A 12,472-nucleotide genomic window follows, 5' to 3' on the forward strand; every position below is an offset into this window, starting at 1 on the left:
ATGGCGACATCACAAACCTGGCTGCTCCGGCCCTTTCAGGAGCGTTCCACCCAGCTTTTCCTCGGTGTGCTGTTCGCCGCCCTGGTGGTGGTTACCTTCCTGCACCTGTTTATGCCGGAAGACAGTGCCCTGCACGTAAGCGCCTACACCGTTACCCTGCTGGGCAAATACCTCTGTTACGCGCTGCTGGCGGTGGCAGTGGACCTGGTGTGGGGATATCTGGGCATTCTCAGCCTGGGCCATGGCGCCTTCTTTGCCCTCGGCGGCTACGCCATGGGCATGTACCTGATGCGCCAGATTGGGGATCGCGGCGTGTATGGCGATCCTGTATTGCCAGACTTCATGGTGTTCCTGAACTGGCAGGAGCTGCCCTGGTACTGGCAGGGCTTCGACATGGCCTGGTTCGCCTTCGTCATGGTGCTGCTGGCCCCGGGCCTGTTGGCGCTGGTGTTCGGCTTCCTGGCTTTCCGCTCCCGGGTAACCGGCGTGTACCTGTCCATCATCACCCAGGCGCTGACCTTTGCGTTGATGCTGGCATTCTTCCGTAACGAGATGGGCTTCGGTGGCAACAACGGCCTGACCGACTTCAAAGACATCCTTGGCTTTGACCTGCGCAGCGATGCCACCCGGCTTGGCCTGTTCCTGGCAACCGGCATCGCGCTGGCAGTGGGCTATGTCGTGTGCCGTGCCATTGTGACCAGCAAGCTGGGCCGGGTCAGCGTGGCCTGCCGCGATGCCGAAGCCCGTACCCGGTTCCTTGGCTACCGGGTAGAGCGGGTGCAGCTGTTCGTGTTCGTGGTCTCCGCCATGCTGGCGGGTGTGGCCGGCGCGTTGTACGTACCCCAGGTGGGCATTATCAACCCCAGCGAATTCTCGCCGCTGTTCTCCATCGAAATCGTGGTGTGGGTTGCCCTCGGTGGCCGCGCCACCCTGTATGGCGCGGTTATCGGCGCCTTGCTGGTGAACTACGCCAAGACCGTGTTCACCGGCATCATGCCGGACGCCTGGCTGTTCGCCCTGGGCGCGCTGTTCGTGCTGGTGACGGTGTTCCTGCCCAAGGGCATTGCCGGGCTGTTGCAGAAACGCCGCCAGACGGACGAGGACCAACCCGGCGCTCAGGAGGCCACCGCATGAGCATCTTTGAACAACTTGCCAACCGGGATCAGGTATTTGAGTTTCTCACCCCCGTGGCCTCGCCGGTTGACGTGCGCCACGGCCCGATCCTGTACATGGAAGACGTGAGCGTGAGCTTCGATGGCTTCAAGGCCATCAACAACCTCAACCTCACCATCGACGACGGCGAACTGCGCTGCATCATCGGCCCTAACGGGGCGGGTAAAACCACCATGATGGACATCATCACCGGTAAAACCCGGCCCGATACCGGCTCGGTGTGGTTCGGCAGCCGCCACAACCTGCTGCGCATGAACGAGCCGGACATTGCCACCCTGGGCATTGGCCGCAAGTTCCAGAAGCCCACTGTGTTCGAGGCCCTGACCGTATTCGAAAACCTCGAACTGGCCATGGCCGCCGACAAACGCATCCTGCCCACCCTGACTGCCATCATGACCGCGGAATACCGGGACCGGATTGACGAAATCCTGGAAATGATCGGTTTGCAGGCGCTGCGCGACAAGCCCGCCGGCATCCTCTCCCACGGCCAGAAACAGTGGCTGGAGATCGGCATGCTGCTGATGCAGAAACCCCGGCTGCTGCTGGTGGACGAGCCCGTGGCCGGCATGACCGAACAGGAAATGGAGCGAACCGCTGAACTACTCACCAGCCTCGCGGGCAAACAGTCCGTGGTGGTGGTGGAACACGACATGGGCTTTGTGCGCTCCATCGCCCGCAAAGTCACCGTACTGCACCAGGGCAGCGTGCTGGCTGAAGGCACCATGGACCAGGTCTCCAACGACCCGGACGTGATCAAGGTGTATCTGGGGGAGGAGGCCTGATGCTCAAGATTGAAAAGCTCAACCAGTTCTACGGCGAAAGCCACACCCTCTGGGACCTGGAGCTGGACGTGCCCCAGGGCCAGTGTACCTGCGTGATGGGCCGTAACGGCGTGGGCAAGACCACGCTGATGAAATGCATCATGGGCGAGGAAACCGTGAAAAGCGGTTCCATCGAGTTTGCCCGGGATGTGGAACTCACAAAAAAGAAAATCGAAGACCGCTCTCGCCTGGGCATCGGCTACGTGCCCCAGGGCCGGCAGATCTTCCCGCTGCTGACCGTGGAGGAAAACCTGCGCACCGGTCTGGCGGTGCGGGCCGATGGCAGCAAGCAAATCCCCGAGCGCATTTACGAGCTGTTCCCGGTGCTGAAAGAAATGAAACACCGCCGGGGCGGCGACCTTTCCGGCGGCCAGCAGCAACAGCTGGCCATTGGCCGGGCGCTGGTGATTGAGCCGCGCCTGCTGATCCTCGACGAGCCGGGGGAGGGCATCCAGCCCAACATCGTGGCCCAGATTGGCGAGGTGATTCGCCGGTTGATTGAAGAAGACGGCCTGACCGTGCTGCTGGTGGAACAGAAACTGCCGTTCGCCCGCAAATACGCCGACCGCTTTGCCATCCTCGACCGGGGCCGGCGCGTGGCCGAAGGCGACATTGCCGGGCTGACCGATGAACTCATCAAACAGCACCTGACCGTATGACCGCCTACCAAGCCATCGACCGCCACGCCTCCGGCCACCGTTTCGACACCGAACGGCGCTGGGCGGCGGCCCTGGAACTGGGGTTTGAAGTCCGCGCCGAGAGCGAACCTGCGCCGGTAACCCGGCTGGTGCGCCGGCGCCACCATGGCCCCCTGCGGGTGCAGCGCCCCTTCTACCCGGAGGGCAAAACCGGCTGCTGCCATGTGTACCTGCTGCATCCGCCGGGTGGCCTGGTGAGCGGCGACGAACTGCGCATCGAAGCCTCTGTGGCCGAAGGTGGCCACGCGCTTCTGACCACCCCGGCCGCGGCGAAACTGTACAAGGCCGACAGCCATGGCGTGGCCTGGGGCCAGCACACCCGGTTGCAGGTAGCCAAAGACGCGATCCTGGAATACCTGCCCCAGGAAACCATCGCCTTCGACGGCTCCCGTGGTTTGCAAACCACCACCATTGAACTGGCAGCCGGCGCCCGAACCCTGGGCTGGGAAGTGCTCGCGCTGGGCCGCCCGGCCAGCGACCTGCCGTTTGCCACCGGCGAACTGGAACAGCGTTTCCATTTAAGCCTGGACGGCCAGCCGCTGTGGCTGGAGCGCCAGTTGCTGGACCCGAAACACCGCCGGTTCAACGGCCCCTGGGGCCAGGGCGGCGCCACTGTACAGGCCACCCTCTGGGCCGTCGGCCTGGACGACGAAGCTGCCGCCATCGACGTGCTGAGAGCACAGTTACCAGACCACAATCGCTGGGCCGTCACCCGGCGCCGGGGCGTGCTGCTCCTGCGCTACCTGGGCACCGAACGCAACGAAGCCTGGGCCCTGTGCGAACAGGCCTGGCACCTGCTGCGCCCCATGCTCGCCAGCGTACCGGCCCATACACCCAGAATCTGGCTTACCTGACGCATAAGAGACAACGGAGTCATCCATGGAACTCACCCCCAGAGACAAAGACAAGCTGCTGCTGTTCACCGCCGCCCTGCTGGCCGAACGCCGCAAAGCCAAAGGCCTGAAACTGAACTACCCCGAAGCGGTGGCCCTGATCAGCGCCGAAATCATGGAAGGCGCCCGCGAAGGCCGCACCGTGGCCGAACTGATGAGCTCCGGCACCGAAATCCTCACCCGCGAAGACGTGATGGACGGCGTGGCTGACATGGTCCACGAAGTTCAGGTGGAAGCCACCTTCCCGGACGGAACGAAACTCGTGACGGTTCACAACCCCATCGTCTAAGGAGCAGACACATGATCCCCGGTGAATACCAACTCAAAGACGGCGACATCGAACTCTGCGCCGGCCGCGAACGCATCCAGCTGGACGTCGGCAACACCGGCGACCGCCCGGTGCAGATCGGCTCCCACTACCACTTCGCCGAAGCCAACCCCGCCCTGGACTTCGACCGCGCCAAGGCCCGCGGCTATCGCCTGGACGTGGCCGCCGGCACCGCCATTCGCTTTGAGCCCGGCCAGACCCGATCCGTGACGCTGATTCCGTTTGCCGGAACGCGCGAAATTTATGGCTTCCGGGCGGAAGTGATGGGGCCGTTGGAGGACACAAAATGAAAATCAGCAGACAAGCCTACGCCGACATGTATGGCCCCACCGTCGGGGATCGCGTCCGCCTGGGCGACACCGAGCTATGGATAGAAGTAGAAGAAGACCACACCCACTACGGCGACGAAGTAAAATTCGGCGGCGGTAAAGTCATCCGAGACGGCATGGGCCAGAGCCAGCGCTGCGACGACGCGGTGATGGACACCGTGATCACCAACGCCCTCATCCTCGACTGGTGGGGCATCGTCAAAGCCGATGTAGGCATCCAGAAAGGCCGCATCGCCGCCATTGGCAAAGCCGGCAACCCGGACACCCAGCCAGACGTGACCATCGTCATCGGCCCCGGCACCGAAATCATCGCCGGCGAAGGCAAGATCCTCACCGCCGGCGGCATCGACCCCCACATCCACTTCATCTGCCCCCAGCAGGTAGAAGAAGCCCTGATGAGCGGCGTGACCACCATGCTCGGCGGCGGCACCGGCCCGGCCACCGGCACCAACGCCACCACCTGCACGCCCGGCCCCTGGCACATCGGCAAGATGCTGCAGGCCGTGGACAGCCTGCCCATGAACATCGGCTTCCTGGGCAAAGGCAACGCCAGCCTGCCGGAAGCGCTGGAGCTGCAGGTAAAAGCTGGCGTAATCGGCCTCAAACTGCACGAAGACTGGGGCACCACCCCGGCCAGCATCGACAACTGCCTGACCGTCGCCGACCAGTACGACATTCAGGTGGCCATTCACACCGACACCCTGAACGAATCCGGCTTTGTGGAAGATACCCTGGCCGCCTTCAAAGGCCGCTGCATTCACACCTTCCACACCGAAGGCGCCGGCGGCGGCCACGCCCCGGACATCATTACCGCCTGCTCAAAGGACTATGTACTGCCATCGTCCACCAACCCGACCCGGCCCTACACCGTGAACACCATCGACGAACACCTGGACATGCTGATGGTGTGCCACCACCTGGACCCGAACATTCCGGAAGACGTGGCCTTTGCCGATTCCCGCATTCGCCGGGAAACCATCGCGGCGGAAGACATCCTGCACGACATGGGCGTGATCTCCATGATCTCCTCGGATTCCCAGGCCATGGGTCGGGTAGGCGAGGTCATCTGCCGAACCTGGCAAACCGCCCACAAGATGAAAGTGCAGCGCGGCCTGCTACCGGAAGACCAGGAACGCGGCGCCGATAACTTCCGCGCCAAACGCTACATCGCCAAGTACACCATCAACTCCGCCATTACCCACGGCATCGCCCATGATGTGGGCTCGGTGGAAGTGGGCAAACTGGCGGATCTGGTGCTATGGAGCCCGGCGTTCTTCGGCGTGAAGCCGGCCTGCATCCTCAAAGGCGGGATGATTGCCGCCGCACCCATGGGCGACCCGAATGCCTCCATCCCCACGCCTCAGCCGGTGCACTACCGCCCCATGTTCGGCGCCTTCGGCAAGGCGGCCAGCGCCACCCGCCTGACCTTTGTCAGCCAGGCCGCGCTGGACGCCAATATTGGTGAAGAACTGGGCCTGGACAGCCCGCTCTCCGCCTGCAAAGGCGTGCGGGAGGTGCGCAAGCAGCACATGAAACTGAACGACGCCTGCCCGCACCTGACCGTAGACCCGCAAACCTACGAAGTGCACGCCGATGGCGAACTGCTCACCTGCGAGCCGGCGACAGAACTGCCCCTGGCCCAGCGCTATCACCTTTTTTAGTCAATACAGCTCAAGGCTGCTTAATCAACACAGCTTAAGGCTGTTCTGAGAGGAACGAACGGATGTTGGAACTGACTAAACGCATCACCCACGTAGACGCCAGCGAAATCCACGACAACCTGGTGCTGCCCTACGAACTGCGCATTCGCGGCCGCCTGCGCGCCACCACCGAAACCAACCTGGACGTGGGCCTGTTTCTGGACCGTGGCCCGGTGCTGAGAGACGGCGACCTGCTGGAAGCGAAATCCGGCGAGATTATCCGCATTCGCGCCGCGGAAGAACCGGTGGTCACCGCCCGCGTAGAAACCGGCCTGCCGCTGGCCCGCTTGTGTTACCACCTGGGCAACCGCCACGTCACCCTGGCGATTGGTGAAGACGAGCAGGGCGCCTTCGTGCGCTTCCCGCCGGATCACGTACTGGAAGAACTGGCCGAACGCCTGGGCGCCACCGTGGTGCACCACACCGCCACCTTCGACCCGGAACCCGGAGCCTATAACCAGGCCGGTCAGGGCCATTCGCACGGTCATAGCCATGGCCATTCCCACGCGCACTCGCACGGTGAAAGCCATGACCACACTCACGTTGCTGGACATACCCATGCTCACGGCCACAAACACACCCACTGAGCCGGTAGCCATGGCGGGTGAAGGTGAACCCGGCGGCGACCTGGCCCTGCTGGGGCTGATGCAGCTGGTGAGCCCGGCGTTGCCCATCGGTGCTTTTGCCTGGTCCCAGGGCCTGGAAAGCGCCTTTGAGCTGGGCTGGGTGAACAACGAAGCGGAACTGGCCCAATGGATTGAAGGCGTGCTGGAAGACGGCCTTAGCCGGTGTGAACTGCCCTTACTGGCCCGGCTGCAAACCGCCTGGGCGAACGACGACGGCGCCACTATCGCGCACTGGAACCAGTGGCTGCACGCCACCCGGGAAACCGCCGAACTGAGCGACGAAGACACCCGCCTGGGCGGTGCCCTGAAAACCCTGCTGGGCAACCTTAACCTGTTGCCGCAGCAAACCCTGATTCCGGCCGAACCCGGCTACATCACCCTGTTTGCCTGGGCCGCCCAGGTACGCCGGGTGCCGGTGCGGCAAACCCTGCTGGGCTTTGCCTGGGCCTGGCTGGAAAACCAGCTGGCGGTGGCCTGCAAAGCCTTGCCGCTGGGCCACACCGCCGCCCAACGGATTATCGAACAACTGCGCCCGGCACTGGTGATTGCCACCGACCAGGCGCTGGCACGGCAAGACCACGAACTCGGGCCCATCCTGCCGGGCCTCGCGCTCGGCAGTGCCCTGCATGAAACCCAGTATTCACGGCTTTTCAGAAGCTGAATAAAAACATCAAGGAGATACAGCCATGACACATTGTCTGAGAGTAGGCGTCGGCGGCCCGGTCGGGTCTGGTAAAACCGCATTGCTGCGCCAGCTATGCACCGCCCTGCGGGACCACTACGACATCGCCGTGGTCACCAACGACATCTACACCCGGGAAGACGCCGACTTCCTGTTGCGCCACGAAGCCCTGGCCGCAGACCGCATCCTGGGTGTGGAAACCGGCGGCTGCCCGCACACCGCCATCCGCGAAGACGCCTCCATGAACCTGGCCGCCATCGACGATCTGCAAAGCCGTCACCCGGGCCTGGAACTAGTGCTGGTGGAATCTGGCGGCGACAACCTCTCCGCCACCTTCAGCCCGGAACTGAGCGACCTCACCCTGTACGTGATCGACGTGTCCGCCGGCGACAAGATCCCCCGCAAAGGCGGCCCAGGCATCACCAAATCCGACCTGCTGATCATCAACAAGATCGACATTGCCGAACAGGTACACGCCTCCCTGGACGTAATGGAACGGGACAGCAAAAAAATGCGCGGCGAACGCCCCTTCGTGTTCACCAACCTGTACGACGGGGTAGGGCTGGACACCATCATCAGCTTCATTCTCGAGCGCGGCATGCTGCCGGAAAGGCGTCCTGAAAAACTGGCCGAAATGGCCTGAGCAAACGAACCAATACGATTACAGAACCACCAGGAGCAACACCATGAAACTGACTTCAAAACTTCTCGCCACCGCCGCGCTGCTGACCGCCTCCGCCACCGCCATGGCCCACCCCGGCCACACCGAAGGCGGCTTCACCAGCGGCCTGCTGCACCCCATGCTCGGCCTGGATCACCTGCTGGCCATGGCCGCCATCGGCTTCTGGAGCGTGCGCCAGAGCAAACTCATGAAAAACGCCACCCCCGCCTTCGTCATCGGCGGCATGGTATTCGGCGCCGCCCTGGCCTGGGGCGGGCTGAGCCTGCCGGGCGTGGAAACCGGCATCACCTTCTCGGTATTGGTCGCGGGAATCCTCATCGCCACCCTGGCCAAACTTCCGACCGCGGTCGGTGGCACTCTGGTTGGTGCGTTCATGCTGTTCCACGGTTTTGCGCATGGCGCGGAAATGCCGGAAGGCGCTACGCTGGCGGCTTACCTGGCGGGCTTCTCCATCGCTACCCTGGCCATTACGCTGGTTGGGCGTGGGCTGGGTAGCTTGATGTTGAAGGCGGATAGCCGGTTTAGTCGGGGGATTGGGGGAGTGCTGGCTGTGGCGGGAGCGTACCTGGCCGCAGCTTGATTCCGTAGTTCCTTTACAAAGGAAAAAGCCGCCCGGGAAACCGCGCGGCTTTTTCAGTATATGGTTTACAAAATTTGACCTTGACGGTATGGGAAGTTTACTGAAGAGTAGGTTAGTGTGTAGTTATAAGAAACGGATTGGCAGCTGTTAAGGAAAACCGATGGACTTCGGCCAGCTATTCAACACCCTCCTGAACTCTCTACCGAATCAAGTCTGGTATTTCGTACCGCTGTTCATCCTGTTACCCATTCTGAGAACACCCTGGTTCAAAGGCAAAGCCGGCGAAGCCATAGTAAACCTCGCCGCAAAGCTGTTTCTCGATAAAACTCGCTACCACCTCATAAAAAACGTCACCTTGCCCACCGAAGACGGCACCACCCAGATCGACCACATCGTTGTGTCCCGCTACGGGGTGTTCGTGGTGGAAACCAAGAACATGAAGGGCTGGATCTTCGGTAACGCAAAACAGCGCTATTGGACACAGAAGATCTTCAAGCACTCGCAGAAATTCCAGAACCCGCTGCATCAAAACTACAAACATGTGAAGACTTTGCAAAGCCTGCTGGGGCTCGGCGATGAGCAGGTAATTTCGCTGGTGGTGTTTGTGGGGGATTCAACTTTCAAAACGCCGATGCCGGACAACGTCACTTACGGTGGTGGATACATTCGCTTTATCAAAGCCCAAACCGAGCATCGGCTGTCGGATGCTGAGGTTCAGAAGGTGATCGACGCTATTGAATCCGGGCGGCTGGCGGCTACGTTCAGAAATCACCGGCAGCACGTGGCGCATGTGAAGGAGATCGTGGCCAAGAAAGAAAGTGTGCCACGGTGCCCGAAGTGCCAGGGTGAGATGGTAAAGCGCACGGTAAAGCGCGGAGAAAATATTGGGAAGGAATTTTTTGGGTGCAAGGCATTTCCCAAGTGCCGGGGGATGGTTGGAGCTTCGATATTGCAGTAACGAAGCTGTCAAATGATTACGGCGCGACCAGAGTGTTGATGTGGCGTAGTGCATTGATTTAAGAAATTTAATTGACGAAATCTCCGCTTTGATTCTGAGCTTTTATTGACGCTCAAATGATTACAATAATAAAGGGGGCTATCTAATCACTGTTATGTCAGATTTGCCTCTGCCACATACTAAGGATAAGGAAGAGTATGAAAATACAAGATGTAGTTGCAGAAGGTTTCGATGATTTTATCAAGGATGCATTATCTGGTTGGAAAATTCATCAACTTACTGATATTCAACAACGTGCGATACAAGCAGGCGTAATGCTTGGACAGAGCATGGTTGTTAGTGCACCTACTTCTTCAGGAAAGACGTTAGTAGCTGAGCTTGCGGCTCTTGCTGGCCTTCGTGGGGGCAGGAGGATTATTTATCTTGTTTCCCATAAGGCTCTCGCCGACCAAAAGTATCTAGATTTCTGTCAGCGTTTTGGAGAAGAAGCCCCAATTCCATTAGCTTCAATTGGATTAAATACTGGTGACAGAGAGGAGGGAGATATAGATGCGCAGTTTACAGTTGCGACTTACGAAAAGGCCTTAGGGTTGCTGTTGGCTGGTCAGCTCAGATCACACGATGCGTTGGTTATTGCAGATGAGCTTCAGATTCTTCGTGAAGACGGAAGAGGACCAGAGATCGAAACGTTGTGTTCAGCATTACGGCAGCGGGGGATGGGGCAATTTATTGCGCTTACTGCGACGGTAGAGAATGCAGAAGACTTGGCTGGCTGGATGGAGTGTACGTTAGTTTCGAGTAGTCACCGAGACATTCCGCTGCATCAAGAAATTTGGTTCAATGGGCAGGCCTTTAGAACAACATTTGGGCAAGAGCAAGGTGAAATCGTTGATATTGGTAGTAAGGCTCCCTCTAGCGTGGAGGAAGTTGTTTCAAGATTATTATCACTAGGCCGAGGGCCTGTTCTTGTATTCACTGAATCGCGTCGAGAGGCCACGCAGCTAGCCGAATCCTTCTCGAGAAGTCGCCCTAAGCAAAACCGTGGGATTGCTTTATCCAATCAGCTAGAGCTTTTTTCAGAGCCTACAGAATCTTCTAATAGTCTTAGAGAACATGCAGAGAGGCATGTGACATTTCATACTGCTGACCTTTCCCCGCAAGAAAGGCAAGTAATCGAACGAGGAATTGGAGAAGGTGACATCGATGTTTGCTTCGCTACTTCAACCCTCGCAGCAGGTGTAAATTTTCCATTTCGGTCAATCGTATTCTGGAAACTAACATATCAATGGGGAGATAGAGCTGGTAGCCGGATCGCCAGATGGGATTACAGGAACATGTCTGGCAGAGCTGGTCGATTAGGTCTGCATCCAGAGGGATTTTCTATCATAATTCCGAGGAATCAAGTTGAGCTTCAACATGCCAATCAGCTTGTTCTCCCCGAGAATGATGAGCTTGAATCTCGCTATTTTTCAGTGGGCTTAAGGAAGACGGTTCTTGCGATTATTTCTGCTGGACTTGCCGCCAGCTATGACTCTGTTATTGAATTCTTTAAAAATACATTTTATTGGTATCAGACCCTTGATAAAAATCCAGTTAAACTCCAGATTTTGAAGGCAAAGACCAGAGAATCAATTGAATGGTTACTAAATCATAATTTGATGGTGTCTGAGGGGGCCGAGTTAGCGGTAACACATTTTGGTGCGATCACGGCGACAACAGGTTTATTGCCATCTACAGCAGTGCAGTTTTCTAATCTATTGACCACCCATCGAGAGCGTCTTGAGGAGTCATTTGAACAAGTTGTACCTGGGTTGATTCATGCAATTGTGATGTGCGATGAGTTTAGTGGCGAAAAACCAACGCGCTATTTAACGTTTCAACCTGCAGAATATGAATCTGTCTCTTTTCTACGCGGACAAGAATTGCTGACTGCTCTAAACCCTTCTAATCTTCGCGCTGCTCAATGTGCCCATGCAGTATTTCTTTTTTCCCAAGGAGAGCAGGAAAGAAAAATAGCATTCAGGACTAAAGTATCGTCGGGGCAGATTCATCGTCTTTCAAATGATGTAGCTTGGGTGTTGGACGGACTTCAAAAGTTGTCATGTGTACCAGAATTTTCTTGCTCCCAAAATGTAACTAACCAGTTGGGGATGCTGACTCGTATGGTTCGATGGGGAGCTCCGGCCGAAGCTTTAGATGTGCTTCGAGTCTCTCAGAGGTATCAGGTCCCAGGTGTAGGGCGACAGCGTGCTATGGCCCTAGTAGCTCAGGGAATAACCACTCTAAAAGATGTGCTGTTAAGTGGAGTGGATAAGCTGGCATCCATTCTGCGCAACCCAATACGTGCAGAGGCTCTGGTTGAGGCCGTTGAATCCGTATCTGGTGTATCCGAAGACAGGCTAGCCAATGCCCACACTCGAGTGGCGCAGACTGTAGGTGTGGATCAGCTAGTCGAAAATTGTAGTACGAGCTTTGATACAGAGTACGAAGAAGCCATATTAAAACTGTTAAAAGAAGAAGCTTCTTGGATAGTCACAGAAGTTGATGATGGTAAGCGCCAAAACGTCCCAGATTTAATGCTCGAGCTAGGTGACAAAACGGTCCTCATTGAATGCAAAACGACTCAGAAAAGAAATCCGTTAATTGGAAAAGAAGAAGCGTGGGCTGTTCTTCAAAAGTCCGCGGACTTTGATCCAGCTTATAGGCGTATAACCCTTGGCAAGCCGCGCTTCGATGAAACATGTAAAAAGAAAGTGGCTGGAGCGCATGATATTACATTGATTGAGCACACCGTTTTTATTGAGGGCGTTTTGCGTGTGCTACTGGGTTCAGTTTCTGCAGAGGATTTTATTGAATGGCTGCAGCAACCTGGGCTTAGTGACTTGAGCCGACTAGATGGTAAGCCTACCTATCAAGAATAAGCGCATTCTGGGCATGTGATAATGAAAGGTGACGCAACAAAGCGCTGCTGCCGGACAGATTTAGCGCTGCGCTCCAAATTT

General features: G+C 58.0%; 13 protein-coding genes. All 13 read left to right on the plus strand.

Annotation, left to right across the window (positions count from 1 at the left end; genetic code table 11):
* The 13 genes from urtC to ACAM27_RS06855 all read left to right on the plus strand — a co-directional run bounded on the left by urtC (nt 1) and on the right by ACAM27_RS06855 (nt 12,391).
* The gene (gene urtC, locus ACAM27_RS06795) at nt 1–1,134 is read left to right on the plus strand and encodes an urea ABC transporter permease subunit UrtC (RefSeq protein ID WP_369612724.1); all 1,134 of its coding nucleotides are present in this window, start codon (nt 1–3) and stop codon (nt 1,132–1,134) included.
* On the plus strand, nt 1,131–1,955 hold the full coding sequence (gene urtD, locus ACAM27_RS06800) for an urea ABC transporter ATP-binding protein UrtD (protein WP_014422380.1): 825 nt from the start codon (nt 1,131–1,133) through the stop codon (nt 1,953–1,955). The genes urtC and urtD overlap by 4 nt, the downstream gene beginning before the upstream one ends.
* A complete protein-coding gene (gene urtE, locus ACAM27_RS06805; RefSeq protein ID WP_011786439.1) occupies nt 1,955–2,653 on the plus strand; it encodes an urea ABC transporter ATP-binding subunit UrtE in 699 nt (232 codons plus the stop codon). The genes urtD and urtE overlap by 1 nt, the downstream gene beginning before the upstream one ends.
* Nucleotides 2,650–3,546, plus strand: coding sequence for an urease accessory protein UreD (locus ACAM27_RS06810; protein ID WP_369612725.1), 897 nt, complete (start codon nt 2,650–2,652; stop codon nt 3,544–3,546). Before urtE ends, ACAM27_RS06810 begins: the two co-directional genes overlap by 4 nt.
* Before the next feature lie 25 nt (nt 3,547–3,571).
* Nucleotides 3,572–3,874 carry an urease subunit gamma gene (gene ureA / locus ACAM27_RS06815; RefSeq protein ID WP_369612726.1) on the plus strand — a complete coding sequence of 101 codons (303 nt, stop codon included), beginning with the start codon at nt 3,572–3,574 and terminating at the stop codon, nt 3,872–3,874.
* Between the two features lie 11 nt (nt 3,875–3,885).
* Nucleotides 3,886–4,203 carry an urease subunit beta gene (locus ACAM27_RS06820; RefSeq protein WP_014422375.1) on the plus strand — a complete coding sequence of 106 codons (318 nt, stop codon included), beginning with the start codon at nt 3,886–3,888 and terminating at the stop codon, nt 4,201–4,203.
* A complete protein-coding gene (gene ureC, locus ACAM27_RS06825) occupies nt 4,200–5,903 on the plus strand; it encodes an urease subunit alpha (protein WP_369612727.1) in 1,704 nt (567 codons plus the stop codon). Before ACAM27_RS06820 ends, ureC begins: the two co-directional genes overlap by 4 nt.
* A 62-nt stretch (nt 5,904–5,965) precedes the next feature.
* A complete protein-coding gene (ureE, locus tag ACAM27_RS06830) occupies nt 5,966–6,529 on the plus strand; it encodes an urease accessory protein UreE (RefSeq protein ID WP_369612728.1) in 564 nt (187 codons plus the stop codon).
* Entirely contained in the window at nt 6,501–7,229 is a 729-nt protein-coding gene (locus tag ACAM27_RS06835; protein ID WP_374730305.1) for an urease accessory protein UreF, read from the plus strand. Before ureE ends, ACAM27_RS06835 begins: the two co-directional genes overlap by 29 nt.
* Before the next feature lie 25 nt (nt 7,230–7,254).
* Nucleotides 7,255–7,893: an urease accessory protein UreG gene (gene ureG, locus ACAM27_RS06840; protein ID WP_011786432.1), complete on the plus strand. Its 639-nt coding sequence runs from the start codon at nt 7,255–7,257 to the stop codon at nt 7,891–7,893.
* Nucleotides 7,894–7,936: 43 nt separating this feature from the next.
* Nucleotides 7,937–8,512, plus strand: a complete 576-nt coding sequence (locus ACAM27_RS06845) for a HupE/UreJ family protein (protein ID WP_011786431.1) — start codon at nt 7,937–7,939, stop codon at nt 8,510–8,512.
* A 160-nt stretch (nt 8,513–8,672) separates the two neighbouring features.
* Nucleotides 8,673–9,470: an NERD domain-containing protein gene (locus ACAM27_RS06850; protein ID WP_369612729.1), complete on the plus strand. Its 798-nt coding sequence runs from the start codon at nt 8,673–8,675 to the stop codon at nt 9,468–9,470.
* A gap of 197 nt (nt 9,471–9,667) precedes the next feature.
* Nucleotides 9,668–12,391 (plus strand): DEAD/DEAH box helicase, encoded by a 2,724-nt coding sequence (locus ACAM27_RS06855; RefSeq protein ID WP_369612730.1) that lies wholly within the window; start codon nt 9,668–9,670, stop codon nt 12,389–12,391.
* Nucleotides 12,392–12,472 lie beyond the last annotated feature (81 nt).

The sequence above is a fragment of the Marinobacter sp. RI1 genome, from assembly GCF_041155085.1.
GTDB classification, from domain to species: domain Bacteria; phylum Pseudomonadota; class Gammaproteobacteria; order Pseudomonadales; family Oleiphilaceae; genus Marinobacter; species Marinobacter nauticus.

Bases quoted from the DNA above. Each gene is read 5' to 3' on its own strand.
- urtC (WP_369612724.1), top strand. From the start codon at position 1: ATGGCGACATCACAAACCTGGCTGCTCCGGCCCTTTCAGGAGCGTTCC.
- urtD (WP_014422380.1), top strand. From the start codon at position 1,131: ATGAGCATCTTTGAACAACTTGCCAACCGGGATCAGGTATTTGAGTTT.
- urtE (WP_011786439.1), top strand. From the start codon at position 1,955: ATGCTCAAGATTGAAAAGCTCAACCAGTTCTACGGCGAAAGCCACACC.
- ACAM27_RS06810 (WP_369612725.1), top strand. From the start codon at position 2,650: ATGACCGCCTACCAAGCCATCGACCGCCACGCCTCCGGCCACCGTTTC.
- ureA (WP_369612726.1), top strand. From the start codon at position 3,572: ATGGAACTCACCCCCAGAGACAAAGACAAGCTGCTGCTGTTCACCGCC.
- ACAM27_RS06820 (WP_014422375.1), top strand. From the start codon at position 3,886: ATGATCCCCGGTGAATACCAACTCAAAGACGGCGACATCGAACTCTGC.
- ureC (WP_369612727.1), top strand. From the start codon at position 4,200: ATGAAAATCAGCAGACAAGCCTACGCCGACATGTATGGCCCCACCGTC.
- ureE (WP_369612728.1), top strand. From the start codon at position 5,966: ATGTTGGAACTGACTAAACGCATCACCCACGTAGACGCCAGCGAAATC.
- ACAM27_RS06835 (WP_374730305.1), top strand. From the start codon at position 6,501: ATGCTCACGGCCACAAACACACCCACTGAGCCGGTAGCCATGGCGGGT.
- ureG (WP_011786432.1), top strand. From the start codon at position 7,255: ATGACACATTGTCTGAGAGTAGGCGTCGGCGGCCCGGTCGGGTCTGGT.
- ACAM27_RS06845 (WP_011786431.1), top strand. From the start codon at position 7,937: ATGAAACTGACTTCAAAACTTCTCGCCACCGCCGCGCTGCTGACCGCC.
- ACAM27_RS06850 (WP_369612729.1), top strand. From the start codon at position 8,673: ATGGACTTCGGCCAGCTATTCAACACCCTCCTGAACTCTCTACCGAAT.
- ACAM27_RS06855 (WP_369612730.1), top strand. From the start codon at position 9,668: ATGAAAATACAAGATGTAGTTGCAGAAGGTTTCGATGATTTTATCAAG.